This window comes from Prevotella sp. C561 (assembly GCF_000224595.1).
Classification (GTDB): Bacteria; Bacteroidota; Bacteroidia; order Bacteroidales; family Bacteroidaceae; genus Prevotella; species Prevotella jejuni.
The window spans coordinates 423,110-447,445 of sequence record NZ_JH114139.1; the positions used below are offsets into that span (position 1 = coordinate 423,110).

Annotated in this window: 23 protein-coding genes; 14 read left to right on the forward strand and 9 right to left on the reverse strand. The window is 44.6% G+C overall.

All coding sequences use genetic code 11. The annotated features are described in order from the left end of the window. Nucleotides 1–972: 972 nt before the first annotated feature. The 4 genes from HMPREF0666_RS01375 to HMPREF0666_RS01390 all read right to left on the reverse strand — a co-directional run bounded on the left by HMPREF0666_RS01375 (nt 973) and on the right by HMPREF0666_RS01390 (nt 5,155). A complete protein-coding gene (locus HMPREF0666_RS01375) occupies nt 973–1,806 on the reverse strand; it encodes an MBL fold metallo-hydrolase (protein WP_009010493.1) in 834 nt (277 codons plus the stop codon). A 785-nt stretch (nt 1,807–2,591) separates the two neighbouring features. Next, nucleotides 2,592–3,608: a UDP-N-acetylmuramate dehydrogenase gene (gene murB / locus HMPREF0666_RS01380; RefSeq protein ID WP_255346419.1), complete on the reverse strand. Its 1,017-nt coding sequence runs from the start codon at nt 3,606–3,608 to the stop codon at nt 2,592–2,594. Nucleotides 3,609–3,648: 40 nt separating this feature from the next. Then, complete coding sequence (locus HMPREF0666_RS01385) at nt 3,649–4,221, reverse strand: sugar O-acetyltransferase (protein ID WP_009010495.1); 573 nt, start codon at nt 4,219–4,221, stop codon at nt 3,649–3,651. Between the two features lie 76 nt (nt 4,222–4,297). Further along, the gene (locus HMPREF0666_RS01390) at nt 4,298–5,155 is read right to left on the reverse strand and encodes a DUF4348 domain-containing protein (protein WP_009010496.1); all 858 of its coding nucleotides are present in this window, start codon (nt 5,153–5,155) and stop codon (nt 4,298–4,300) included. Nucleotides 5,156–5,296: 141 nt separating this feature from the next. Between HMPREF0666_RS01390 and pheS the strand changes: the two genes are divergently transcribed. Then, nucleotides 5,297–6,334, forward strand: a complete 1,038-nt coding sequence (pheS, locus tag HMPREF0666_RS01395) for a phenylalanine--tRNA ligase subunit alpha (RefSeq protein WP_009010497.1) — start codon at nt 5,297–5,299, stop codon at nt 6,332–6,334. A gap of 681 nt (nt 6,335–7,015) precedes the next feature. Here the strand turns inward: pheS and HMPREF0666_RS01400 are convergent. The 3 genes from HMPREF0666_RS01400 to HMPREF0666_RS01410 all read right to left on the reverse strand — a co-directional run bounded on the left by HMPREF0666_RS01400 (nt 7,016) and on the right by HMPREF0666_RS01410 (nt 9,819). After that, entirely contained in the window at nt 7,016–7,600 is a 585-nt protein-coding gene (locus tag HMPREF0666_RS01400; protein WP_009010498.1) for a hypothetical protein, read from the reverse strand. A gap of 4 nt (nt 7,601–7,604) precedes the next feature. Then, the gene (gene ftsZ, locus HMPREF0666_RS01405; RefSeq protein WP_009010499.1) at nt 7,605–8,912 is read right to left on the reverse strand and encodes a cell division protein FtsZ; all 1,308 of its coding nucleotides are present in this window, start codon (nt 8,910–8,912) and stop codon (nt 7,605–7,607) included. 415 nt (nt 8,913–9,327) lie between these two features. Beyond that, the gene (locus HMPREF0666_RS01410) at nt 9,328–9,819 is read right to left on the reverse strand and encodes a 3'-5' exonuclease (protein ID WP_009010500.1); all 492 of its coding nucleotides are present in this window, start codon (nt 9,817–9,819) and stop codon (nt 9,328–9,330) included. A 192-nt stretch (nt 9,820–10,011) separates the two neighbouring features. On the opposite strand from HMPREF0666_RS01410, the gene HMPREF0666_RS01415 reads away from it, so the two are divergent. The 5 genes from HMPREF0666_RS01415 (at nt 10,012) to HMPREF0666_RS01435 (ending at nt 14,673) form a co-directional block, all read left to right on the forward strand. After that, a complete protein-coding gene (locus HMPREF0666_RS01415) occupies nt 10,012–12,702 on the forward strand; it encodes a 3'-5' exonuclease (protein WP_009010501.1) in 2,691 nt (896 codons plus the stop codon). Between the two features lie 109 nt (nt 12,703–12,811). Continuing rightward, nucleotides 12,812–13,117 (forward strand): hypothetical protein, encoded by a 306-nt coding sequence (locus HMPREF0666_RS01420; RefSeq protein WP_009010502.1) that lies wholly within the window; start codon nt 12,812–12,814, stop codon nt 13,115–13,117. Nucleotides 13,118–13,177: 60 nt separating this feature from the next. Further along, complete coding sequence (locus tag HMPREF0666_RS01425) at nt 13,178–13,438, forward strand: SemiSWEET family transporter (RefSeq protein WP_009010503.1); 261 nt, start codon at nt 13,178–13,180, stop codon at nt 13,436–13,438. A gap of 170 nt (nt 13,439–13,608) precedes the next feature. Continuing rightward, nucleotides 13,609–14,151 (forward strand): hypothetical protein, encoded by a 543-nt coding sequence (locus HMPREF0666_RS01430; RefSeq protein WP_232214038.1) that lies wholly within the window; start codon nt 13,609–13,611, stop codon nt 14,149–14,151. Between the two features lie 9 nt (nt 14,152–14,160). Further along, nucleotides 14,161–14,673, forward strand: coding sequence for a hypothetical protein (locus tag HMPREF0666_RS01435; RefSeq protein ID WP_009010505.1), 513 nt, complete (start codon nt 14,161–14,163; stop codon nt 14,671–14,673). A 20-nt stretch (nt 14,674–14,693) separates the two neighbouring features. Here HMPREF0666_RS01435 and HMPREF0666_RS01440 read toward each other — a convergent pair whose 3' ends face one another. Further along, nucleotides 14,694–15,053 (reverse strand): hypothetical protein, encoded by a 360-nt coding sequence (locus HMPREF0666_RS01440; RefSeq protein ID WP_009010506.1) that lies wholly within the window; start codon nt 15,051–15,053, stop codon nt 14,694–14,696. A gap of 792 nt (nt 15,054–15,845) precedes the next feature. After that, nucleotides 15,846–16,031, reverse strand: a complete 186-nt coding sequence (locus tag HMPREF0666_RS01445; RefSeq protein ID WP_009010507.1) for a hypothetical protein — start codon at nt 16,029–16,031, stop codon at nt 15,846–15,848. A 341-nt stretch (nt 16,032–16,372) separates the two neighbouring features. Between HMPREF0666_RS01445 and mtaB the strand changes: the two genes are divergently transcribed. The 8 genes from mtaB (at nt 16,373) to HMPREF0666_RS01490 (ending at nt 24,333) form a co-directional block, all read left to right on the forward strand. Then, nucleotides 16,373–17,722 (forward strand): tRNA (N(6)-L-threonylcarbamoyladenosine(37)-C(2))-methylthiotransferase MtaB, encoded by a 1,350-nt coding sequence (gene mtaB, locus HMPREF0666_RS01450; protein ID WP_009010508.1) that lies wholly within the window; start codon nt 16,373–16,375, stop codon nt 17,720–17,722. Further along, nucleotides 17,719–18,756 carry a glycosyltransferase family 2 protein gene (locus HMPREF0666_RS01455; RefSeq protein ID WP_009010509.1) on the forward strand — a complete coding sequence of 346 codons (1,038 nt, stop codon included), beginning with the start codon at nt 17,719–17,721 and terminating at the stop codon, nt 18,754–18,756. The genes mtaB and HMPREF0666_RS01455 overlap by 4 nt, the downstream gene beginning before the upstream one ends. Before the next feature lie 110 nt (nt 18,757–18,866). After that, nucleotides 18,867–19,679 (forward strand): gliding motility protein GldB, encoded by an 813-nt coding sequence (locus HMPREF0666_RS01460; RefSeq protein WP_009010510.1) that lies wholly within the window; start codon nt 18,867–18,869, stop codon nt 19,677–19,679. Between the two features lie 994 nt (nt 19,680–20,673). Further along, nucleotides 20,674–21,384 (forward strand): carboxypeptidase-like regulatory domain-containing protein, encoded by a 711-nt coding sequence (locus tag HMPREF0666_RS01470; protein ID WP_009010511.1) that lies wholly within the window; start codon nt 20,674–20,676, stop codon nt 21,382–21,384. A gap of 15 nt (nt 21,385–21,399) precedes the next feature. After that, nucleotides 21,400–22,116, forward strand: coding sequence for a carboxypeptidase-like regulatory domain-containing protein (locus HMPREF0666_RS01475; protein ID WP_009010512.1), 717 nt, complete (start codon nt 21,400–21,402; stop codon nt 22,114–22,116). 11 nt (nt 22,117–22,127) lie between these two features. Further along, nucleotides 22,128–22,865 carry a carboxypeptidase-like regulatory domain-containing protein gene (locus HMPREF0666_RS01480; protein ID WP_009010513.1) on the forward strand — a complete coding sequence of 246 codons (738 nt, stop codon included), beginning with the start codon at nt 22,128–22,130 and terminating at the stop codon, nt 22,863–22,865. Between the two features lie 11 nt (nt 22,866–22,876). Beyond that, nucleotides 22,877–23,614 carry a carboxypeptidase-like regulatory domain-containing protein gene (locus tag HMPREF0666_RS01485; protein ID WP_009010514.1) on the forward strand — a complete coding sequence of 246 codons (738 nt, stop codon included), beginning with the start codon at nt 22,877–22,879 and terminating at the stop codon, nt 23,612–23,614. An 11-nt stretch (nt 23,615–23,625) separates the two neighbouring features. After that, entirely contained in the window at nt 23,626–24,333 is a 708-nt protein-coding gene (locus HMPREF0666_RS01490; RefSeq protein ID WP_009010515.1) for a carboxypeptidase-like regulatory domain-containing protein, read from the forward strand. The last annotated feature ends 3 nt before the right edge of the window (nt 24,334–24,336 follow it).

Below are 24,336 nucleotides of genomic sequence, written 5' to 3' on the forward strand. Positions count from 1 at the left end.
GTAAGGTTCTGTGAAATCGGTTGACTTAATGTCTCTGTGGGCCTTTGTGTGTTCTGTTCATCTGTGTAAATCTGTGAGAAAATAGAACGTCACCCTCCATGTGAGAAAGAACGCTTGAGAGTTCGCTGGGGAGTTTTTCTCTCACAGAGCGCACAGAGTTCACGGAGCTTTTTGGCGCACAGTTTCGATCCCACAGAAGGCCTCCGGCATACAGAGAACACAGAGCGTTTCAGCTATCGTAGATACTAATAAGGGACAACGCAAAGCCTACATCCTTCTTATAGGGGTATCTCGGTGATTACGCCCCTCCCTTTGGGGAGGGGAAGGGGGAGGGGCCATCATCTTTTTGGCCTTTGTGTGTTCTGTTCTTCTGTGTTCTCTGTGAGAAAAAGAACATTTTTGAGACTCGCAGGGGAGTTTTATCTCTCACAGAGTGCACAGAGTTCACGGAGCGTTATAATACACGTTTCCAGCCTATAAGGAGGTGGTCAGCATTGTAAAAAATCATTACATCGCTGCGAGCCAAACACCCTCTAAATAAGGATATAGTGTCCGCTCTAATTGACTTGGTAACCTGCAATAAATCAATGTGTTACGAATAGCGTTGAAGAAGACGCCCTTCTTGCCTCAAGAAGGGCGTCTTCTGCATGCAAGAAGGGCATGTTCTCGAATGAAGAAGGGCCTCTTCTGCTACGTTAAAGAGCATGTACTATATGCAAGAGGAACGAAAAATGTTGACAAGGGGAGAGGTGGGTAGGGGGGACCTCCCCCAGCCCCTCCGAAGGAGGGGAGCCCCAAGCTGCTAAGAGAAAACCAATGACGTTTGTAGTTGTGGATGTTTATTATGATATTACTAACATGTAGACTTTAATACTCAATAATAAACACCTAACACCCAACAAAGCACCCCATCAACACCTAACACTCAACACCCATCACCCACAAGAGCACATCATCAACACCTAACACTCATCACCCAACATTTACTTTAAGCCCATCGTATGCGAAGAAGACATTTTTAGGGAGTTTCTTCTGCGCCTCTTCATGTAAGCCGATACGGTGGGTGAGGTGGGTCAGATAGGTGCGCTTGGCACCAATCTTCCTACTAAAAGCGATGGCATCAGCGATGAGTTGGTGCGAGTGGTGCGTGTGTTCCCATCGTAATGCGTTCACGACAAGTGTCTCCACACCCTCGAGATAGGGCAACTCAGCATCGTCTATCGTCTTCATATCCGTGATGTAAGCCAGCTTACCGAAGCGATAACCGAGGATGGGGAGCTTACCATGCATTACAGTAATCGGTGTTACCTCGATGTCACCAATGATGAACTTCGCATGAGGTTGGATACTATGAAGGTTCAGTTTAGGTACACCTGGATATAAATGGTCGGTGAAACAGTAGGGAAAGTTGTGTCGTAAGCCCTCACAAGTAGTTGCGTTAGCATAGACGTCGATGTCGCCTAACGCACAGAAAGGGCGCACATCGTCAATGCCCCCTACGTGGTCATAGTGGATGTGGGTGATTAATAAACCATCAATCTTGCGGAATGTCTGAGCCAACATCTGCTGGCGAAAGTCGGGCCCACTGTCTATAACAATGCGAGTAGTGGCCGTCTCTAATAAAGCGGAGGTACGTAAGCGGTTGTCGCGTGGGTCCTTACTCCTGCAGACAGCACAGTTGCAGCCTAATACAGGGACTCCGTTGGATGTGCCAGTACCAAGGAATGTGAGGACCTCCCCCAACCCCTCCGAAGGAGGGGAGAGCCTAACGGAATGCTCGCTGCGTATGTCTTCTTCTCGTTTCATTGTCTGCCTCTTGTTAGATGATTATATGTCTTAATTACTCAAACGACTACACTCCTTTTGTACAAAGGGTATCTCTTCTACTGAAAAATGCTTTGTTCCTTTTCTTCAAAGGATATCTCTTCTCTTAAAAGACGTATTCTTTTCTTATTTCAAAGGGTCTCCCTATCGTTAAAAGATGCTTGTTTCCTTTTCTTCAAAGGGTCTTTTTTCAGCCAAAAGACGTTTGGTCTCTTTTCTCCAAAGGGTTCTTTTTTCTTAAAAGATGTTTGGTCTCTTTTCTCCAAAGGGTTCTTTTTTCTTAAAAGACGTTTGGACTCTTTTCTCCAAAGGGTTCATCTTTTCTTAAAAGATGCTTGTTTCCCTTATTTCAAAGGATATACTTTCTGTTAGAAAGTGTCTGTCCTTCTTCCTTCAAAGGGGTATATCGGTAAGTTGAGGATAAGTGTTATTCGTTGGTTTATATATCTTTATTGTTTCAAGGGTTAGGCTTTATGATTTGTTAAAGGGACGGTTTTTATTTGTTTAAGGTGAGAGTTTAAGATGATCGGTATTAGTAGTCTCGCCTCATCGAAGGCCCCTACAACATTCCCCACTCGTCCCCTTGTTAGCCCCCGTTAGGCTCTCCCCTCTTTCGGAGGTGCTGGTCTTTATTTGTTTAAGGGACGATTTAAGACAAGACATATTAGTAGTCACGTCCCATCTTGGTATTATTCAACAACACAGATCTTGCCCCTTGTTAGCCCCCGTTAGGCTCTCCCCTCCTTCGGAGGGGCCGGGGGAGGTCCTCACCTCACATTCACCTCTGGCAGAATCTCAACCCCAAACTTCTCCTTCACATCATGTTGTATGGTCTGGCAGAGGCGCACCACGTCAGCACCAGAAGCCCCACCAAGGTTGACCAATACCAATGCTTGCTTCGCATAGATGCCTGCAGGGCCTAAAGCCTTACCCTTCCAGCCACATTGTTCAATCATCCATCCGGCCGGAATCTTCTCATGTTCAGCATCGATAGTATAGTGGGGCATACGCTCATACAACGCTGCTAACTCCTCATACTTAGCCTTAGGAACGATAGGATTCATAAAGAAGCTGCCCGCATTACCTATCTCTTTCGGGTCGGGAAGTTTAGCATTACGAATGTCAGTAATCGTCTGACGAAGTTCTATGGCAGTAGGGTTCTCGATGCCTCTCTCAGCCAATGCCGCACGGATATTACCATAGTCGAGCTTAGGATGATAGGTCTTTGAGAGTCGATAAGTGACGGATGTGATAAGATACTTATCACGCCATTCATGCTTGAACTTACTCTGTCGGTAGCTATAAGCACAATCAGCATTCTTGAAATGGTGCACTTCACCAGTGGAGATCTCCACCGCCTCGACCTCATCTATCAAGTCTTTGGCTTCAGCACCGTATGCTCCGATATTCTGAACAGCACTGGCACCACATTCACCAGGGATTATTGAGAGGTTTTCTGCACCATAGAGCTGATGAGAAACACAGTAGTCTACAAAGTCATCCCATACGTAAGCCGATCCACAACGTACTCGCTCGTCATCGAGACGCTCGATAAAGGAGATGCCAGAATGGACTACAGTACCCTTGTAATCACCTGTGAGTAGGAGGTTACTACCCCCTCCGAGAATCAATAGGGGATAGTCGTCTTCTTTCAAGGAACGCACAAGCTCCTGTGCTTCCTCAACTGATTCGTATTCAACAAAACGCTGACATTTAGCGTCAATACCGAAGGTGTTATGCTTTAGCAGACTATAGTTATGCTCTATTCTCATGTTAACTGATATCGTTTTTGCGTTTCTCTTTGTTCTTATATATAGAAAGGTGTTATCCTTCCTGATATCTTATTACTCTTGCAGGATTGCCCACAGCAACGGCGTTGGCGGGTATGTCTTTCGTTACCACAGCTCCCGCACCTATCACAGCATTACGTCCAATCGTCACACCAGGCAGGATAATCGCTCCTCCTCCTATCCATACGCCATCTTCTATCCTAACGGGTTTAGCGTAGACTGTCCACCCTCCGCCCGGAAGCATGCGTTCCTTGGCATTGACAGGATGGGTAGCTGTATAGATCTTCACGTCTGAGCCGATAAGAACATGGCTGCCGATGTCAATACGACTATTGTCTACAAAGGTGCAATTCATGTTGACAAACACCCAGTCGGCCATGTGTATGTTAACACCATACTCACAATGAAAGTCTACATCAATATGTATTCTTTCGCCAACAGAGCCAAACAGCTGTTCGATAATCCTGCGTTTCCCCTCAGCGTCAGCATAGTCACAATCGTTCAACTGGCGCAATAGGCGTTTAGTACGTATCGTTATCTGTTGTATCTCTGGGTCGATAGCATTGAATAACTCGCCGTCTATGGCTTTTTGGAGTTCACTTTTCATCTGCAATAAGGCTTAAACAACCGAGTAACAGGATTAAAGAAAGACCCACAACCAAGGTGGTTGGGGGTCTTACTTATTAATATGCTATAATCTTCTCTAACCTCCAACTCTTGCCATGAGCCTTAAAGACAAGTTGCGTCTCAGCCCCGTTTGACAATCCACGGAAGGTCACTATCTTATGGTCAGTCTTTGTGTATTTCTGCCCATAGAGGATGTTGTAAATCATGTCATGTGGTATCTCTGGAAGGAATGACGCCCATTCTTCTGCAGGGATAGTGGTGTTCACGGTTGCAGTCTCCTCTCCGTTAGGGTCAGGACCAGTGTAAGCTAAGGTGCTCTTCACGTAGCCCTTGCCTCCAGAAGTAAAGAAACGATGGAGGAAATCGAGGAAGTCTGCATTGTAACTATCCTTGAACGAGATGGTACGAATCTGATTTAACTTCCAGCTTCCATCCTGGTGATCGAACCAATACTGCTCTATCGTGCCCTTTTGTAAGCGTATCTTCTCAACGATGACACTGTCTAAGTCGGTTGACTTAGGGTATTTCATTTGTGCTTCATTATCGAAGATAAGCGTGTAATAACCCTGTTTACGGAAGAAGTAATCCATCTTCCATGCATCACGAGTCAGTTTTGTTGTTTTTGTACCATTAACGACTGGCAGTGGAAACTTAACTCTGTTGCGTTGTAGTTTCTTGTTGGCAATAAAGTTAAAGAAGAAGTCGTCGAATAGTTGGTCAGCTGCTTTAGGCATAGGAGTAGCAGCTATTACCTCCGTGGCAGAGTCGACGCTGTCTACAGTGTCAGCCTCATCGGCCTCTGTAGAGTCAGTGTTTATACTGTCATCGCCATCTACCTTCTTGCTTGTACAGCCCGTAGTAACAGCTACCATAGCCACACAAACACACATAATAAGTAAAAACGCTTTTTTCATACAGTCTTTTTATTCATCTCAAACTTGCTGCAAAAGTACGATATTTATTTCTAATAAGATAGGAAATAAGCAAATTTATATTAGGCGAATTTCTCCGTTACGATTATAAATTGTACCTTTGCAGGAAAATAAACAAGAACTATGTTATTAGACAAGATAGAAGAACTTCTCAAAGAAGTGAGTGCACTCACAGCAAAGAGTGCTGATGACGTAGAGCAGCTCCGTCTGAAATACCTCAGTAAGAAGGGCGAAATCAATGCGTTGATGGGCGAGTTTCGTAACGTGGCAGCCGACCAGAAGAAGGTTGTCGGTATGAAGATTAATGAATTGAAGCAAAGTGCTCAGAACAAGATCAACGAACTCAAGGACCAGTTGGAGACCAGTGAAGCACAGAGCGATGATATCGACTTGACACGTACGGCTTATCCTATCGGACTCGGTACACGCCATCCATTGACGTTGGTAAAGAACGAGATTATTGATATCTTTGCCCGTATGGGATTTACCCTATACCAAGGTCCGGAGATAGACGACGATGAGCACGTCTTTACTATGCTTAACTTCGCTGCTGATCATCCGGCTCGTGATATGCAGGACACTTTCTTCATTGAGCGTAGCAACACGATGGACGTTACGAAGAATGTGCTTCTTCGTAGTCACACATCGAACGATGAGGCTCATTATATGTCTACTCACGAACCTCCAATACGTGTGCTTTGCCCTGGGCGTGTCTATCGTAACGAGGCTATCTCGGCTCGTGCGCACTGCTTCTTCCATCAGGTTGAGGGCTTATATGTCGATAAGAACGTTAGTTTCACCGACCTTAAGCAGGTGCTCCTGACCTTTGCTCGTGAGATGTTTGGTGCAGATACGAAGATACGTCTGCGTCCAAGCTATTTCCCATTCACTGAGCCAAGTGCAGAGATGGACATCAGCTGTAATATTTGTGGCGGTGAGGGCTGTGGCTTCTGTAAGCATACTGGCTGGGTAGAGATACTCGGTTGTGGTATGGTCGACCCTCATGACCTTGAGGCTTGTGGCATTGATTCAAGCGTATATACGGGCTATGCCTTCGGTATGGGTGTTGAACGTATTGCTAACCTCAAGTATCGTGTTAGCGACCTCCGCCTCTTCTCTGAGAATGACACCCGCTTTCTCCGTGAGTTCGAAGGAGCTTAGTGATGGGTGATGGGTGTTAAGTGTTAGGTGTTGAAGGGCAGTTAGGTATTGAGTGATGAGTGTTAGGTGTTGATGAATAGCCTATACTCTACTTAAGGACATCTCTGCGATATATTACATCTACGCAAGTCTTTGTTGCGATTGAGCATAGATAATGTGCGTATGAGGAGTAGTTTGTCGATTATTTAGCACCTAATAAAATAAGTGTGAAGGCTTAGTACTATATGTCCGAAGCCCTCGGACAACGTGTCCGGGGCCTTCGGACAGTTTGTCCGGACGCTCCGGACAATGTTTGTAAAGCCTTTGAACTGTTAGTTCGGACGCCTTGAATAATATGTTCAAAGCCTTTGTATAATAAGAGTGGACGCCTTGAATAAAATGTTCAAAGCCTCCAGATAATAATTGTGTACGCTTTTGAAGATAAGTGTTAATCCTTTGGTTAACAGTTGTGTACCTTTCGAACGTTTGTAGAAAAGGGTTACAAAATCTCTTGTTGTTGCTATATTATATAAGGTATAAGGCTTTCTAACCTTTCAGAAAGGACTTGTCAATGTCAGTCTCAATACTTACTCGTTAACTATTCATCATCACCTAACACTCAACACCCACAACCCCTTGTTAACTATTCATCATCACCTAACACTCAACACCCATCACCCAACATTCAACACCCACCCCCCATCACTCCCAAACCACCAACTCTCGTGGTAGAGTAATAATCTTCAAGCGTTGATACCAGATGCGGGTAGAGTTAGAGAGCTGCCGTTTACGATGGCTACTGACGATATAGTAGCTTGCAAGATACTCGTCCATCACATCACAAAAGGCCTTTTTGATGCGCGAACATTTCTCGTTGATGGCATTATCAAGCGGATTGATAAGATGGTCGATACTCTCTTCAATCTTCTCATTGTCAGACAGTCTGGCTGTTTTACAGTACAGTTCTAATAGCTCTTGTCGGTGTTCTGATAGCCGTTTCAGCTCTATTCCCTCTGGATGATGTAGGAAGAAGAGATACACAGCCTTATGTACTGGGGTCAACTCAACCTCTTTCTCCATCTCAGGTAACAGGAAACGATAGTCGGAAGTGATGACAAGAGGAGATAGCCGACTCTTTGCTAATTCTATGCGCAGTTCCTCGATGACCGCTGAGCCACCTAAGCTTTTCAAGAGAAGGTCGTAACGACCCAAGCCAATCAGCCGTTGACTTGCATGCTGCACAATGTCGGCTAACTGTTCGGGGGTTTGCATGATTGGGTCAGACATAAGCCTACTCCTCCCCTCCTTCAAGCATTTCAGATGTCAGCTGACGCATACGAGCCTTCAACCTGTCTAAGAATGACAGTCGCCCAGATGGTTCCTGCGCTACTGGTTCAGGCTCTGGACTGACCACCTTTACCGCAGGTTCAGGTACTATCGTTGGTTCTACGATAAATTCAGGTTCCGCCTCTTTTGGCTCGATGGGCTTCTCCTTTATCGTAGGAGAAACTGTTGTCTCTTCAGCAACAGCAGGTTTACGCCTCACAGGTTTGTACAGTTTGTTGATAATCTCATCATAGTGTTCGCTCATCTCCTCGGTCTGCTCGTCCGCTTCATGTACGTTACTCTTATCAAGACCAGTAGCGAGAATCGTCACCTTAGCGTCCTCACCCAAGCTGTCATCGGTACTTGTGCCCCAAATAACGTCTATATTCACATCGAGAGTGTCCATGAAAGCGTCTATTTCGTTCATCTCCTCGACAAGTAAAGGCTTATCGTTACTGGTGTAGATATTGAATAGTATGCGCTTAGCCTGACTGATGTCACTGCCATAGAGGAGGGGAGAGTCGAGTGCACTCACAATGGCATTCTCCACACGATGTTCCCCTTTTGCACGCCCCATAGCCATGATAGCACTGCCACCACTGCGTAAGGTGTTCTCAACATCACGGAAGTCAAGGTTGATGTCACCCTCCACTGTGATCAGTTCTGAGATACTTTTCGTAGCATTCAGTAGGATGTTATCGGCACGCTTAAAGGCCTCTTTGATAGGAAGAGGTGAGTCGCTGTAGACATCGCAAAGCCGTTCATTATTGATAATCAGCAAGGCGTCCACATTCTTACGCATCTGTTCGACCCCTTTGATAGCCTTGATAATCTTGCGTTTCTTCTCGAAGTAGAATGGAATAGTTACTATACCGATAGTAAGAATACCCATCGATTTAGCCACACCAGCCACGACAGGGCCCGCACCCGTCCCTGTTCCGCCACCCATACCAGCTGTCACAAAGACCATCTTCGTGCCGTCGCTTAATAGTCGTTTTATATCTTCAATATTCTGTTCAGCCTCCGACTTACCCTTTTCAGGTACTCCTCCTGCTCCCAGTCCTGTACCTAACAGAATCTTGACAGGTACGTTAGAGTGTACAAGCGACTGACTATCAGTGTTACAGATAGCAAAGGAGACGCTGCTAATACCTTCGTTATACATGTTCTTAACAGCGTTACAACCACCACCACCAACGCCAATCACTTTAATAAGACGCTGTGTCTTGTCCTCTGGAATATCGAAATCAATAGGGATATACTCTTCTGTCATCGTTATTTATGTTGCACTTGATTATGTTTACAAAGGTATGAATTAAATAAAAAAGAGCCAAATTTCTGCAAGGCTTGCAGGTTTTCATTTATATTACTGACATCTGTCAAAACCACTTGAAAGACTGATAGATAGCGTTCGCTATGCCCTTGTAGGCAAAAGAGATGGGATGAGAACTATGGTCAAAAGTATCATTAAGACAGCCCATTGGCTCAGTTAGAATCCTATATGAGGCTTGGGCGGATTATTACAGTTATCTTTTATATAGAAAGACAACGAAGCCCAACCCTTGTGAAAAAGCTTATCAAAATTACCACCAGCACCTCTCACGCAGCATATCATCACCACCTAACACTCAACACCCACCACCTCTCGTTAACTATTCATCATCACCTAATACTCAACACCTACCACCCTACAATATTTCTCGTGCTATCCACGCACAAGCCTCAGCGTCGGCAAGGGCGTGATGATGGTGGATTAGCTCAAAGGCACAGGCTGAAGAGACCGTATGCAACTGATGGTTCGGGAGATGAGGGAAATGCTGTCGGGCCGCTTTCAGCGTGTCGAAGAACTCATAGTCAGGGTAATCCATCTGGTAGGTATGGAACGATGCCATCAGACAAGACCTATCGAACGATGCGTTATGGGCCACAAGTGGCAGGCCTTCTATCTTCGGCTCGATCTGTTCCCACACCTCACTGAATACCGGTGCACCGTCAGTATCGGCACAGGTGAGCCCATGCACCTGCGTACATCGCCATTGATAATAATTCGGTTCAGGCTGTATAAGCGAATAGAAAGAGTCAACAAACTCTCCATCCCTTACTATCACTACTCCTACCGAGCATACACTACATCGCTCAAAGTTAGCTGTTTCAAAGTCAATTGCCGCAAAGTCCTGCATAGTTTACTGTTAATTATATTAGTCGTCTATTATATCTTAAATCTGTAGATGACGCTTTATGTTATGTAACATAAAGTATCTACGCACAAAGTTACAACTTTCTTTTCATTCTTTTAGGCTGATAACGAGTTATTTCCAATCTTTTTCTTACTTTTGCAGGAGGAGCATCTACTGCTATAAAGAATACTATCTATGGAAGAAAACAGTTACACACCCAGTTTAGACCAGTATCAGATACCTGTTGTAGAGGCAAGTCAGGGCTATCACCTTGTGCTTGCGTCGCCAGGATGTGGTAAGACTCATATCCTTGCAGAGAGGGTGAGGTATGCACGAGAAAGGGGTGTTAAGTATGAGGATATGCTCTGTCTTACATTCACAAACCGTGCTGCGAGGGAGATGATCAACCGTATCCAAAAGGTAGTAGGAGGTGATTTCTCTGAGTTGATGGTAGGTAATGTGCATCGTTTCTGCTCTAAGTTCCTCTTTGAACAGGGTCGTATACCAGCCGACTCGGCTATTATTGACGACGAAGAGGCGGTGAGCATCATTGCAGACTATCGCAATGAAGATGAGGAAGGAGTAACAAGAGACTTCAATAGGTACAAAGGCTATCAGACAATCATCTTCTTTCAGCATTTCATCTATCAGTTAGAACACCACCACCCATGGAAGTATTACCTCCATCCTGAGAGCTTTACAGATGGTGATAGAGAAGCGATAAAACACATCTGTGGCTCACAGAAGATTGATTATAACGAACAGGCCGTAGTGAATATCTATCGTCATGCACAGGAATACATGGACGAAGCGAATGCACCTGGGCTTGATGCAAAGTTAGCCGATAGGATACGTGTATTGCTATGGAAGATGTATTACGCTGGCTGTTACGCTCGTTATAAAGAGGAAAACCACCTTTTCGATTTCGAGGACCTGCTCCTCTTTACCTACGACATCTATCGTTCCGACCCAAGCTGTAAGCGTTATCCATGGATACAGGTCGATGAAGTGCAGGATCTTAACGGTATGCAGCTTGCTATCATTGACCTACTGACAGCAGAAGACAACCCGATGGTGATGTACTTAGGCGACGAACAGCAGGCTATCTTCTCTTTTATGGGGGCGAAAGTGGAGACGTTAACCCTCTTGAAGATGCGCTGTAAGGGTAATATCCACCATCTACAGCGTAATCACCGTTCGCCAAAATACCTCCTCGACGTCTTTAATGACTATGCTGAAAAGCAACTGAAGATAGACCGCGAACTACTCCCTCTCTCCGACAAAGACACGAAGGCCACATTAGGCGACCTAAGAATCATACATAGCAGTACGATTGAAGCCGAACAGAAGGATATTACCGCTGAGGCTCTCCGCCTTTATGAGCAGAATAGCGAGGAGCGTACAGCCGTCATCGTCAGCTCTAATTCGGATGCCGACCGTATCAGTGAAGCGATGTCGGAGGCTGCCCTAACCCACTTTAAGGTGTCTGGTCGCGACCTCTTCGATACACCAGATGTAAAGTTGTTGTTGGCTCATTTGAGTGTGCTCTCCAATGAACATAACTCTATCGCATGGACACGTATTATGAAGGGGGTGCGTGCCTTTCCTTCTCATGCCCTTGCTCGCCGATTTAACTGGAGGTTGAAACAATTAGCACTAACGCCTTCCGATTTCCTTCTCTACCCCGAAAGCTGTTACACGGCAGAGTTCCTTCGTGCCTATAACGAGGACGAAATCGTTGTTTTCGATACTGAGACAACGGGCTTGAATGTGTTTACTGATGACATCATAGAGGTTGCGGCCATACGAATAAAGGGTGGGGAAGTAGTTGGCGAACCGCTCGACCTCTACATAGAGACCGATAAGCCGATTCTGCCCAAGCTCGGTGACAAGGAAAACCCGATGTATGCTATCTACCATGAGAAGCTGGCCACGGGCGAACTGCTCCCTCCTGCTGATGCCCTACAACGTTTCCTTGCCTACGTCGGTACCAGTCCTATCCTCGGTCATAACGCCAACTACGATTATAATATATTAGACAACAATCTGCAACGTTACTGTAATGACACGATGCAAGCACATCCTATTCGTTGCTTCGACTCGCTCAAACTGATAAGACTATTGGCTCCGAGCCTTCATTCTTACAAGTTGGAGAGCCTACTCGAAACCTTCCACTTGACGGGTGTCAACAGTCATCAGGCAATTGATGACGTGCGGGCAACGGTCAGTCTTGTGCGCCTCTGTGCTGAGAAGGCACGTGAGAAGCAGGCCAGTCAAGAGGCTTTTATCCACCACCCAAAGGTGAAACCCTTTGCAAATGTGCTCCGAAGCAATTATGGCGAAAGCTATCGAACGGCCGTCAACCGACTCTATAAACCCTCTGCCGACCCTGAGCTTGCCCTCGTAAGTGAGCTTTCTACGGCCTATAAGGCCTTTCGTCTCGACGGATTAGTCAATGACATCCCCCGATTAGACTATATCCTTCGTTATCTCCGTATAGATATGTTGACGGATAAGGGGGTGGCCAACGCCCTTGCCCCACAACTCTCGCAGTACATGATGGATATTAACACACTCAAGGAGGCCGACTTCTGCAATAGTAAGAGTATCCTTGAGCGTGTCTATGTGACGACTGTTCACAAGGCCAAGGGACTGGAGTTTGATAATGTTATCATCTTTGATGCTGCCGATGGACGCTATCCGAACGCCTACAACAAGACAAAGCAGCAGGATGAGGAGGATGCTCGTAAGTTCTATGTGGCTATGTCGCGTGCTAAACGTAGGCTGTTCGTCGCCTATGCCCTACAGATGGTCGACCGCCACGGGAGGGTTTTCAATCGTGAACTAACACCTCTGATGGAGAGCATACAGAAGTATTTTAATTAGACAGAAGCTCCTTTTAATAATACGAATAAATACTTTTTATACATAAGAAGATGGTTTTCTGACTTTAAAAGATTATCTTTGTGCGCAAAAGATAACTAAGTTACATAGGATGGATACAAAGCGATTACTTGCAACAAGTGGGTCAATGCTCATGGCGTTGTCGGCTTTTGCGGCCAATAATCAGGGTGCACAGGACATGGCATCGAGGTTCTTAGGGGGTACAATCGCCCTCAGTACCATGCTCATCATTGGCTTTTTCAGTATTATAGGTTATGTTATCGTTGCCATGATGGCACGAAAGAGAAACAGAAGCATTGCTTTATGGATTCTTTTTAGTCTGTTGGGTACACCTTGGTTGATGATTTTAATCCTTTTCTGCATTGGTAAGGATAACACTGGTTTACAGGATAGATAACGATTAATCAGACTGTTGAAGCGTCGTTAAGATTATAGATAACAATTAATAAATACAACTATGACAAAAGAAAAGTTCTTTACCTCTATGGGATGGGTTGGTATGGTGACATCTATATTGATGTATGTATTCTACATCCCACAGATAGCAAACAACTTAGCGGGGCAGAAGGGAACTTTCATTCAGCCATTTATGGCAGGTGTAAACTGTACCTTGTGGGTCGCATACGGATTGTTCAAGGAGAAGCGTGATTGGCCTTTGGCAATTGCTAACACGCCAGGTATCATCTTTGGTTTTGTAGCTGCTTTCACCGCATTGTAAGTTCAGAATACAATACGACATCGTCCTCTTCACTCTTCTGGGTGGGGAGGATTTTCGTTTTTAGGCTGATAATCAGTGGAAAAGCCTTGTTATTTGAGAATCTTTTCGTATCTTTGACGCAGCTAATAGCAGCTATTTACGAACACTATAAACATACTATAACGATGCGTATGAGAAGATATCAAACGGCCCTAACACTGTTCTTTCTCTCGCTACTATTGCTTGCCTGCAAGACAAAGCAATCTGATGAGGCGAAGCATTCGACCGTGGCAGTAGGGCGATTTGCCGACCAGAGGGAACATCTGAAGGCTTTTAAGGACGACATTGTCATCATGGAATGTGAAGACTACGATTTCAACACGGCCCCAATAGGGATTGGTGATAAGTTCTTTACACTGTTGCGTGGATGGGTATATACCGATGGAGTCCTCTCGCATACCATAACGAGTGAGGGACTGACGGAGGGTATCTTGGTGCAAGACTTCCCCAATAATGAGGAGTTAAAGGCGTCTGGTGGCTATTATGTTTCGGACAAACCCTACATCAAAATGAATCTTTATCGCACGAAGGATGCCGTCTGGTTTATGAATAAGCGGTATCCTATCGCAAGAGAAAATGCTGACAGTATCTTCTCGCCATTAATGAAAACGGGGAGTGGGAAGACTCGTTCGGTTTGGATATTTGTAGGGGATATTCCCTTGAAGAGTAAGTAATTGTGACGTATGAAGACGGTTCTAATACTCTTTTCTTGCTTCTTTCTTCTCTCTTGCACGACGAGGACGAGGAAGGCAGAGGCTGTTCATTCTCCATACGACACGGTGTCTGTCTACGCAAAGGACGAAGAAGGACAGAAAATATATAATGTTGTTTCTGAGAAGGCAGTAACGGCTAATGGTGACTCGCTGTTTGATAAGAGGCGAACAGAGGTGCCGAAACAACTGAATGACAAGGAGTTTGAACTCGCTAAGACCCTTGTGAGGCGGTATGTCGATAGTCATCAAGACAGTTATCTGCCCTTTGATTTTTATTTCCAGCAATACTTAGGCTATAAGAAAGCGGGTGTTCTGATGGCTGATGTTGCCTTGTTTTCATCTTACAAAATCGTCTATCAAAAGGGAGTTGCAGGGATTATTTGCGAAGACTATAGGGTGAAATTCAAGTATCTGAAGGACCTTGGGAAGGAGCGTAAGATGCTTACTATCAACTTGGATAAGGGAGTTATCGTCAGAGAATAAGACGAACTTTGAGATGCTACTTATCTCTTTTGCCGCCTGAACGCTACTGTTTGCTTTTCATACCATGGTAATCCTTCGATAACCAACACACTATCATGTAATTCTAAAACCTTACATCGGGCGGTGTCCTCCTCGTTATACACTAAGAAAAGCGAGTCTTTTGCAAAGTGATAACGGTTAAACCATCTGCAGGTGTCGCCCATCCCCGGGTCGAAAACCACGGTTGAGTCGGTCACCTCGAGTATTGGAGGCATACCGACGATAGTCTTTTCCACGCCTACCCACTTACCTGTAAATGCTTGGGGATAAACGGGTCCGTTGTACCTGCTGCATGCGATGAGCAGAACTGACAATAAGAAAGGATACAAAAGATGTCTCATACTTTACGAATTTACCGACTACTTTCTTCAAAATAAGTGTGCTTGCTGTTTTTAGCAGACCAAAGGAGAGGAAAGAACCCTACCTCTTTTATAGTGTAAACGTACTTAATAGTAGAAAATTGCTTGGTGTTGATGTTTTCTCTGACTACTGATGTGTATTCGGAAACATTTTTCTTTGTGGATTGAAATATGTTTACAAAGAAGGAATAAGATTGTAGACAACTACAAAAGAAACGCATGTGAAGGTCGCAGACGTAAGTCGCATGACGTCAGAGGGTTGTGAGGTCGGTTGTAGAAAGGCCTCTTCTTGGTGCAAGAAGGGCGTGTTCTTGGTGTAAGGAGGGCCTGTTCTTCTATGTTGAAGGGCGTCTTCTTCAACCATGAAGGGCGTGTATTAGTAGGGTGGGGACTGAAAACTCTTTACAAGAAGTACGTGCTGTCTTGTACTGCAAAGCTGTTTCTATGGTTTTCTGTTTGCTTTTCTTTTTGTGACTGATAGACTTATCAGCTTCAAAGCATGTATGGATAGGGTAGGTCGTTAGGGCGTGCTTTATCCGAGTGTATAGATAAGCAGTATAGAAGGTATGCTAATGTAGGGGTAGAGTGATAGCGTGGAAAAACATAGACCGACTTATCCTTTTTGTCTTATCATTGAAGAGGTCGGTTGCTTTTAATGCGGTAGATGCTATCAGAACAGCCTGGTGACAGATAGAGTTCAGCCTTATAGGCACAAAAAAACCGCAGGACAAAGTCCTGCGGCCAATTTCTCTCTTTTTCTGTTCGTACTCTGAATTACTTAACAGAGTCTGGAGCAACTGAGTCAGCAGCAGCTGAGTCAGCGTTAGCGCTATCTACCATAGCTGAGTCAACAGTTGAGTCTGCAGTAGAGTCAGCGTTCTGAGCTGGTTTAGAGTTACCATTACAAGATGCGAAAGAGATAGCTGCAATAGCTACGAACATTAAAACTAATTTCTTCATTTCTTTGCTTTTTTAAATCTGTAAAACAATCATTTGTTTGTTAAAACGATGCAAAGGTAAGTATTTTTTTATACGGCAATAATATTTTTAGGACTTTTTTTGTTCTTTGAAAACGGTGTTCTTGCAAGGTGTTGATACTCAGCTATATACAAATAGTAAATAAATGTTAACGTTTTAGATGTGTGCCTACACAATTTGAAAAGGCTTCGTTTTTTGCTATCTAAAAGTCTTCTCTTGGCGTGAAAAATCTTCTTTTCTTTGTCTTTCTTACCTTTTTATAATGTGCAAACGGCCTCTTTTCTTTGGTAATGTGTTCATTTTACTGTAACTTTGCAGGTTATATGATAGATACAGCAGCATTTCAAGGCAAGACAGCCAAGTTCTATACGTTGGGTTGTAAGCTCAATTTCTCAGAGACAAGTACCTTCGCGCGTACCTTATATAATATGGGCGTGCGTGAAGCGAAGAAGACAGAGCAGGCAGACATCTGCCTGATTAACACCTGTTCGGTCACTGAGGTTGCCGATCATAAGTGCCGTCAGATCATTCATCGTATGGTCCGTCAGAACCCAGGAGCCTTTGTCATCGTGACAGGTTGCTATGCTCAGCTTGAGAGTGCAACGGTAGCGAAGATTGAAGGAGTTGACCTTGTCTTGGGGAGTAATGAGAAGGCTGACCTCGTGCAGTACCTTAGTGACGCATGGAATAAGGTCGATTCTGCTAAGGAAGAAGCACAGGAAGGGGAGTACCACTCTGTCAAGACGAAGGATATCAAGAGTTTTCAAGCAAGTTGCTCACGTGGTAATCGCACGCGCTACTTCCTTAAAGTGCAAGATGGATGTAACTACTTCTGTACTTATTGTACGATTCCCTTTGCACGAGGTTTCTCTCGTAACCCTACCATTCAGTCGCTTGTTGCACAGGCAGAGGAGGCTGCCAAGGAGGGAGGAAAGGAGATTGTGCTAACGGGAGTGAACATAGGTGACTTCGGAAAGACCACTGGCGAGAGCTTCTTAGACCTTGTCAAGGCATTAGATAAGGTTGAGGGAATACAGCGTTACCGCATTAGTTCGTTGGAGCCCGATCTGATTGATGATGACTTAATAGCCTATTGTGCCGAGTCACGAGCCTTTATGCCTCATTTCCATATCCCCCTTCAGAGTGGTTCTGACGAGGTGTTGAAGTTGATGCACCGCCGTTATGACACGCAGCTCTTTGCCCACAAGATACGACTCATTAAGGAGAAGATGCCGAGAGCATTTATCGGTGTGGATGTAATGGTGGGTTCTCGTGGTGAAAGACCAGAGTTTTTTGAGGACTGTTATAATTTCCTCAATTCCCTTCCTATCACTCAACTGCATGTCTTCCCCTACTCTGAACGCCCAGGCACAGCGGCCCTGTCAATCCCTTACGTGGTAGACGACCGTGAGAAGAAACACCGTGCTCACAAGCTCTTGAAGCTGTCGGACGAGAAGACACGGGCTTTCTATGCGGCGCATATAGGGCAGGAAGCCAACGTACTCTTCGAGAAAGCCGCACGTGGAAAGGCTATGCATGGCTTCACAGATAACTATATTCGAGTGGAGCTATCGCCTGCACAGGCAAAAGAGGAGTATGACAACCAAATCCTCCGAGTACGTTTAGGCGAGTTCAACTTCGACCAGAGCTCATTAAAAGCAGACCTCTTATGAAAGTAGCCATTGTCATTCTGAACTGGAACGGACGTAGCATGATGGAGCAATACCTGCCTTCTGTGCTGAATTTCTCACGTAATGAAGCCGAGATAATCATTGCTGATAATGCTTCAACAGACGATTCTGTCGCATGGCTAAAAGCTACTTATCCCTATTTGCGGGTGATTGAGTTGACGGAGAACTATGGCTTTGCTGAGGGGTATAACCGTGCTCTTAAGCAGGTAGACAGTGAGTATTACGTACTACTAAACAGTGATGTCGAGGTGACGCATCACTGGTTAACACCGCTCATAGAGGAGATGGAAGCCCATGAAGACATAGCGGCTTGTCAGCCGAAGTTGCTCTCTGTGGCCAATCCTGACGCTTTTGAGTATGCGGGAGCATCGGGTGGCTTCCTCGATCGTTACGGTTATCCGTTCTGCAGAGGGCGTATCTTTGACACGGTAGAGGACGATAATGGGCAGTATGATAACAGTGAGGAAGTACTTTGGGCAACAGGTGCTTGCTTGATGATACGTGCTAAAGACTATTGGACAGCAGGCGGTTTAGATGGGCGTTTCTTTGCCCACAATGAGGAAATAGACCTCTGTTGGCGCCTGCATCAGATGGGGAAACGCATCTTCTGCTTCCCTGAGAGCTATGTCTATCACGTCGGAGGCGGTACGTTACCCAAGTCGAATCCACGTAAGACCTTCCTGAATTTCCGCAATAACCTTACTATGTTGTGGAAGAACTTACCAGAGGATGAGTTGAAGCATGTCATGCGTGTAAGATGGTTCTTAGACTATCTCGCAGCATTTCAAGCACTGATACAGAAGCGTAATTGGGGTGAGTTCAACGCGATCCTATCGGCACGTCGTGCCTTTAAGAAGTGGAGACACGAGTTCGAACGGCTACCAAGTCATCTTGAGAAGAGCGATGGTCATCGGGAGAATTTACCGTCCTGTACGCGTGATGGACGCAAGGAGTATTCCCTTCTTTGGCAGTATTATGTGAAAGGACATAAGCTCTTTGAGACTCTACCTGAATAAAAATAAGAAAAGATTACACGCCTTTTTAATATTTTTAGCATATCACTTGCGCTTTAAAATAATTTTTAGTAATTTTGCAGAGAATACTCAAATATTGTAAAAAGTAACCAGTGAAATATCTCTATTGCATATTAACAGTTGTACTGTTCACCTGCGTTGGTTGTCAGTTTAGGCTTACATCAGATGATGGGAGAGACTCCTCTCTATTGTTTGAGATAGATCGCTATGACCGTTTGGAGTATCGTTATTTGACGACAGGTGACTTCTCTGCCCTCCAGCAGATGAATACTGAGTATCCTATTGAGACTCGTACGCTAATAGAAGATGTAGTAAAGATAGGCGAGATAACCGACCCTGACATCAATACTAAGTTCTTGAAGTTCTATCAAGACACAACTTTACAGTCGGTCATCGCCGCTGTCGAGTCGGAGTATGCCAATACGGAGGACCTTGATCACCAGTTTAGTTCGGCTTTCAAACGGTTGAGACAGCTCTTGCCAAACGTTGCCATACCAAGAGTCTATGCCCAGATATCAGCGTTAGACCAGAGTATTGTTGTCGGTAACGGTACGATAGGCATCTCATTGGATAAGTATCTCGGACCTAACTACCCATTGTATGCGAAGTTCTATTCGCCTACACAGCGCAAACAGATGTCGCGTGAATACATCCTACCAGACTGTATGACCTTCTATTTGATGAGTGTCTATCCTCTTCAACATTTCGAGTCGCGTCCGCAGGTGGAGCGTGATCTACAAATAGGAAAGATACAATGGCTTGTTAATCAGGTCATGACGAAGCGCATCTATCACAGTCGTTACGAAGAGGCGGTCGATGAATATATGAAAAAGAACCCAAAGATCTCGTATGAGGAACTGCTTCGTATGACAGATTTCTCTAAGTTTAATACCACTGGATATTAGCGGCTACTACTCAGTTGAGCTGAAACAATTATACTGTCCCCTCTCAGAACCAACGGCAGCAACCGTAGGAAAGGTTTTGCAGAGGGGATTTTTGTGTCTATACGTTTGTGCGTTTGGTATGTATTCTTCTCCTAACAAAGGTCTATTTGTCTGTTTCCTTATTGATTGGCTACTTTTTTCTCTCACAGATAGCACAGTCGAAACAGATACATTCTGCCCACGGGCGAACGCATGAGAATAGTGGTCTTTCCTCCTTCTCAACCTTCGCTGGGAGTAGAGTGAGGTATAAGTTAAACCCTATAAGGCGTTCGTGAAGAAGAAAGAAATTATTACATATCATTGTGCTTAATCCGTTCAAAATGCGAGAACTATCTCCCCTGTAATTGAGTTGATAATCCACAGGAAATCAATAAGTTACATACTCCATTGGAGAAGACGCCTTTCTTGCCCCAAGAAGGGCCTCCTCTTGCCCCAAGAAGGGCATGTTCTCGAACGAAGAAGGGCATGTTCTCGAACGTAGAAGGACAAAAAAATAGACAAGGGGAAAGGTGGATAGAGGGGACCTCCCCCAGCCCCTCCGAAGGAGGGGAGCCCCAAGCTGCTATGACCTCCCCCGACCCCTACGAAGGAGGGGAGCCCCAAGCTACTAAGAGAAAACCAATGACGTTTGTAGTTGTGGATGTTTAATACGATATTACTAACATGTAGACTTTAATACTCAATAGTAAACATCTAACACCCAACAAAGCACGCCATCAACACCTAACATTAAACACCTAACACCCAAAAATTACCAGCTAACACCCAACAAAGCATGCCATCATCACCTAACACCCAACATCCATCACCCAACAAAGCAATTCATCAACACCCAACACTAAACACCTAACACCCAACACCCGCCTAACAAATTTGTTAGAACATTCTTGTTTATCCTCTTTTTTTATATATTTGTGGCGAAAACTATTATGTTCTAACACTTAAACGATAATTTATGGAAAAAGGGAAAGCTATCTGCAAAGTCCTGAAAGAGGTTCGTCAGAGAGTTGCGAAAGAGAATGGAATAAGCTACAAGCCGGTAGAGTGTCATCATGAGGGCGAGTGTTCTGGTACTTGCCCAGGCTGTGAGAAGGAGATTCGTTACCTCGAAGAACAATTGAGGAACAAGCAGCGTGGAGGATTGGGATTGAAGGTTGCAGGTATTGCAGCAGGCGTTTGTGTGGCCGCAATGCCCATGACAGCTATGGTACAACCCAAGAGTAAGATCAGTCCGGAGGCGAATCCCCAGCTCATAAAGCAGGATAGTATAAAAGTGGTAGACCTAACGAATGGTAATCCTGATGCTGTGCTTTTACGTGGACAGGTGCTTGATAAGGAAACAAAAGATTCATTATGGGGAGCAGTTGTTATGTTGAAAGAGTCAACAGCACCCAATGGATTGGGGACATGTACCAATGAGGATGGCTGGTATGCAGTGAAAGCTCTGCCAACCGACACCTTAGAAGCTGAATTTGTAGGCTATCATAAGACTTATGTAACGGTTAAAGAGCTGTTAGCGACAAAGGATAAGACGATTTATCTTGAGCAGGATACTACCAATTGGCATAAGATTTTCACCGTTGGAGGCATAAAAGGAACACCAGGGAAGCATCATCCAAAGAAAGGACCTAAGTCGCACAAGGAAAAGAAGTGCAAGAAGAAATAAAGAGAAATTGATGGTATGACGAAAGGAAGGAGTACTTGTAAGTTGCTGAAGGATATTCGGCAGCAGATAGCGGATGCTAATGGTATCAGCTATCGACCCAAAGAGTGTCACCACAAGGGGGATTGTGCGGGTACTTGCCCTGCTTGTGAGGAGGAGATACGTTACCTTGAACGGGAGCTGAAAGCATGTAAGGGTAATGGCTTCGGTATGAAGGTGGCTGGTATCGCAGCTGGTATTTGTGCTACGGTAATGCCGATGACCGCTGCTGCGCAAGGTGTTAAGCCTGATAGTACGGCTAACCCTCCTGTACAAACTGCCAAGAAAGCCCCTATAAAGGTAGTAGACCTTTCTGATGGATGTGCATCACCTGTGGTTGTACGTGGAATGGTCATAGACGCAGAAGATAAAGAACCAGTGATAGGTGCTTCTGTTGTAATAGATGGAACAGACAAGGGTGTTGTAACAAATATCGATGGACAGTTTGCTTTGAAAGTACCGTCAGACACGTCGTTGGTTATTTCATATATAGGTTGTAAGGATAAGAAGGTTCGTGTAAGTTCTCTTTTAAGTTCTGACAATAATGTTATTATGCTTGAGGAGGATGAAGCTATTGATTTTTCGGGAATAGCAGGAGGAGTCGTGACTGTTGTGCCAAACTACGATGATGTGTATGGTCATAGGACTTATAAACCAAAGTCACACATGGAGAAGAATAAGAAGAAGTGTAAGTAAGGATAAGGATTATGGCAAAAGGAAAGAGTACATGTAAGTTACTGAAGAGTATTCGGCAGCAGATAGCGGATGCCAATGGTATCAGCTATCAGCCTAAGGAGTGTCAGCACAAGGGGGATTGTACGGGTACTTGTCCTGCTTGTGAGGAGGAGATACGTTACCTTGAACGGGAGTTGAAAGCACGTAAGGGTAATGGCTTCGGTATGAAGGTAGCTGGTATAGCAGCTGGTATCTGTGCTACGGTAATGCCGATGACCGCTGCTGCGCAAGCTGTTAAGTCTGATAGTACGGCTAACCCTCCTGTACAAACAACCAAGAAAGCCCCTATAAAGGTAGTAGACCTTTCTGATAGTTGTGCATCACCTGTGATTGTACGTGGAATGGTCATAGACGCAGAAAATAAAGAACCTGTGATGGGGGCAGCTGTTTTTATAGACGGAACAAGAAAGGGCATTGCAACAGATATTGATGGACAGTTTGCTTTGAAAGTTCCATCAGACACGTCGTTGGTTATATCATCTATAGGATACTATAGTAAGAAGGTTCGTGTAAGTTCTCTTTTAAGTTCTGACAATAATGTTATTATGCTTGAAAGGCATGCGATGACAGGTCTTGTTGAAGTAGTAACAGTAAATGCAGCAAGTGACACTGGCAGAGATGGGAGCGCAAGTAATATTGATGATGTGTATGGTCACATGACTTATAAACCAAAGTCACACATGGAGAAGAATAAAAAGAAGTGTAAGTAAGGATAAGGATTATGGCAAAAGGAAAGAGTACTTGTAAGTTGCTGAAGGATATTCGGCAGCAGATAGCGGATGCCAATGGTATCAGCTATCAGCCTAAGGAGTGTCATCACAAGGGGGATTGTGCGGGTACGTGTCCTGCTTGTGAAGCGGAGATACGTTACCTTGAAGGGGAGTTGAAAGCACGTAAGGGTAGTGGCTTCGGTATGAAGGTGGCTGGTATAGCAGCAGGTATCTGCGCTACGGTAATGCCGATGACTGCTGCTGCGCAAGCTGTTAAGTCTGATAGTACGGCTAACCCTCCTGTACAAACAACCAAGAAAGTCCCTATAAAGGTAGTAGACCTTTCTGATAGTTGTGCATCACCTGTGATTGTACGTGGAATGGTCATAGACGAAGAAAATAAAGAACCAGTGATAGGGGCAGGTGTTTTTATAGACGGAACAAACAAGGGCATTGCAACAGATATCGATGGACAGTTTGCTTTGAAAGTTCCATCAGACACGTCGTTGGTTATATCATCTATAGGATACTATAGTAAGAAGGTTCGTGTAAGTTCTCTTTTAAGTTCTGACAATAATGTTATTATGCTTGAAAAGCATGGGATGACAGGTTTGGTTGAAGTAGTAACAGTAAATGCAGCAAGTGATACTGGCAGAGATGGGAGCGCAAGTAATATTGATGATGTGTATGGTCACATGACTTATAAACCAAAGTCACACATGGAGAAGAATAAAAAGAAGTGTAAGTAAGGATAAGGATTATGGTAAAAGGAAAGAGTACTTGTAAGTTGCTGAAGAGTATTCGGCAGCAGATAGCGGATGCCAATGGTATCAGCTATCAACCTAAAGAGTGTCATCACAAGGGGGATTGTACAGGTACTTGCCCTGCTTGTGAAGAGGAGATACGTTACCTTGAACGGGAGTTGAAAGCACGTAAGGGTAATGGCTTCGGTATGAAGGTAGCTGGTATCGCAGCTGGTATTTGCACTACGGTAATGCCGATGACTGCTGCTGCGCAAGGTGTTAAGCCTGATAGTACGGCTAACCCTCCTGTACAAACAACCAAGAAAGCCCCTATAAAGGTAGTAGACCTTTCTGATAGTTGTGCATCACCTGTGATTGTACGTGGAATGGTCATAGACGAAGAAAATAAAGAACCAGTGATAGGGGCAGGTGTTTTTATAGACGGAACAAACAAGGGCATTGCAACAGATATAGATGGACAGTTTGCTTTGAAAGTTCCATCAGACACGTCGTTGGTTATTTCATATATCGGTTATGAGAAGCAAAAGGTTCGTGTAAGTTCTCTTTTACGTTCAGAGAATAATGTTATTATTCTTAAAACCGATGGAAATTTGCTACTTGGAGACCTTGCTGTATTTACGAAGACAGTATATAACGATGATGTATATGGTCGTAGGACTTATAAGGTGAAGTCGCACATGGAGAAGACGAAGAAGTGTAAGTAAAGA

Excerpts from the sequence above, each read along its gene's own strand:
- HMPREF0666_RS01410 (WP_009010500.1), bottom strand. The coding sequence starts at position 9,819 with ATGCAGGACTTTGCGGCAATTGACTTTGAAACAGCTAACTTTGAGCGA.
- mtaB (WP_009010508.1), top strand. The coding sequence starts at position 16,373 with ATGATAGATACAGCAGCATTTCAAGGCAAGACAGCCAAGTTCTATACG.
- ftsZ (WP_009010499.1), bottom strand. The coding sequence starts at position 8,912 with ATGACAGAAGAGTATATCCCTATTGATTTCGATATTCCAGAGGACAAG.
- HMPREF0666_RS01445 (WP_009010507.1), bottom strand. The coding sequence starts at position 16,031 with ATGAAGAAATTAGTTTTAATGTTCGTAGCTATTGCAGCTATCTCTTTC.
- HMPREF0666_RS01490 (WP_009010515.1), top strand. The coding sequence starts at position 23,626 with ATGGTAAAAGGAAAGAGTACTTGTAAGTTGCTGAAGAGTATTCGGCAG.
- HMPREF0666_RS01485 (WP_009010514.1), top strand. The coding sequence starts at position 22,877 with ATGGCAAAAGGAAAGAGTACTTGTAAGTTGCTGAAGGATATTCGGCAG.
- pheS (WP_009010497.1), top strand. The coding sequence starts at position 5,297 with ATGTTATTAGACAAGATAGAAGAACTTCTCAAAGAAGTGAGTGCACTC.
- HMPREF0666_RS01480 (WP_009010513.1), top strand. The coding sequence starts at position 22,128 with ATGGCAAAAGGAAAGAGTACATGTAAGTTACTGAAGAGTATTCGGCAG.
- HMPREF0666_RS01400 (WP_009010498.1), bottom strand. The coding sequence starts at position 7,600 with ATGTCTGACCCAATCATGCAAACCCCCGAACAGTTAGCCGACATTGTG.
- HMPREF0666_RS01470 (WP_009010511.1), top strand. The coding sequence starts at position 20,674 with ATGGAAAAAGGGAAAGCTATCTGCAAAGTCCTGAAAGAGGTTCGTCAG.
- HMPREF0666_RS01430 (WP_232214038.1), top strand. The coding sequence starts at position 13,609 with ATGAGAAGATATCAAACGGCCCTAACACTGTTCTTTCTCTCGCTACTA.
- HMPREF0666_RS01435 (WP_009010505.1), top strand. The coding sequence starts at position 14,161 with ATGAAGACGGTTCTAATACTCTTTTCTTGCTTCTTTCTTCTCTCTTGC.
- HMPREF0666_RS01415 (WP_009010501.1), top strand. The coding sequence starts at position 10,012 with ATGGAAGAAAACAGTTACACACCCAGTTTAGACCAGTATCAGATACCT.
- HMPREF0666_RS01475 (WP_009010512.1), top strand. The coding sequence starts at position 21,400 with ATGACGAAAGGAAGGAGTACTTGTAAGTTGCTGAAGGATATTCGGCAG.
- HMPREF0666_RS01455 (WP_009010509.1), top strand. The coding sequence starts at position 17,719 with ATGAAAGTAGCCATTGTCATTCTGAACTGGAACGGACGTAGCATGATG.
- HMPREF0666_RS01390 (WP_009010496.1), bottom strand. The coding sequence starts at position 5,155 with ATGAAAAAAGCGTTTTTACTTATTATGTGTGTTTGTGTGGCTATGGTA.
- HMPREF0666_RS01420 (WP_009010502.1), top strand. The coding sequence starts at position 12,812 with ATGGATACAAAGCGATTACTTGCAACAAGTGGGTCAATGCTCATGGCG.
- HMPREF0666_RS01385 (WP_009010495.1), bottom strand. The coding sequence starts at position 4,221 with ATGAAAAGTGAACTCCAAAAAGCCATAGACGGCGAGTTATTCAATGCT.
- HMPREF0666_RS01375 (WP_009010493.1), bottom strand. The coding sequence starts at position 1,806 with ATGAAACGAGAAGAAGACATACGCAGCGAGCATTCCGTTAGGCTCTCC.
- HMPREF0666_RS01440 (WP_009010506.1), bottom strand. The coding sequence starts at position 15,053 with ATGAGACATCTTTTGTATCCTTTCTTATTGTCAGTTCTGCTCATCGCA.
- HMPREF0666_RS01425 (WP_009010503.1), top strand. The coding sequence starts at position 13,178 with ATGACAAAAGAAAAGTTCTTTACCTCTATGGGATGGGTTGGTATGGTG.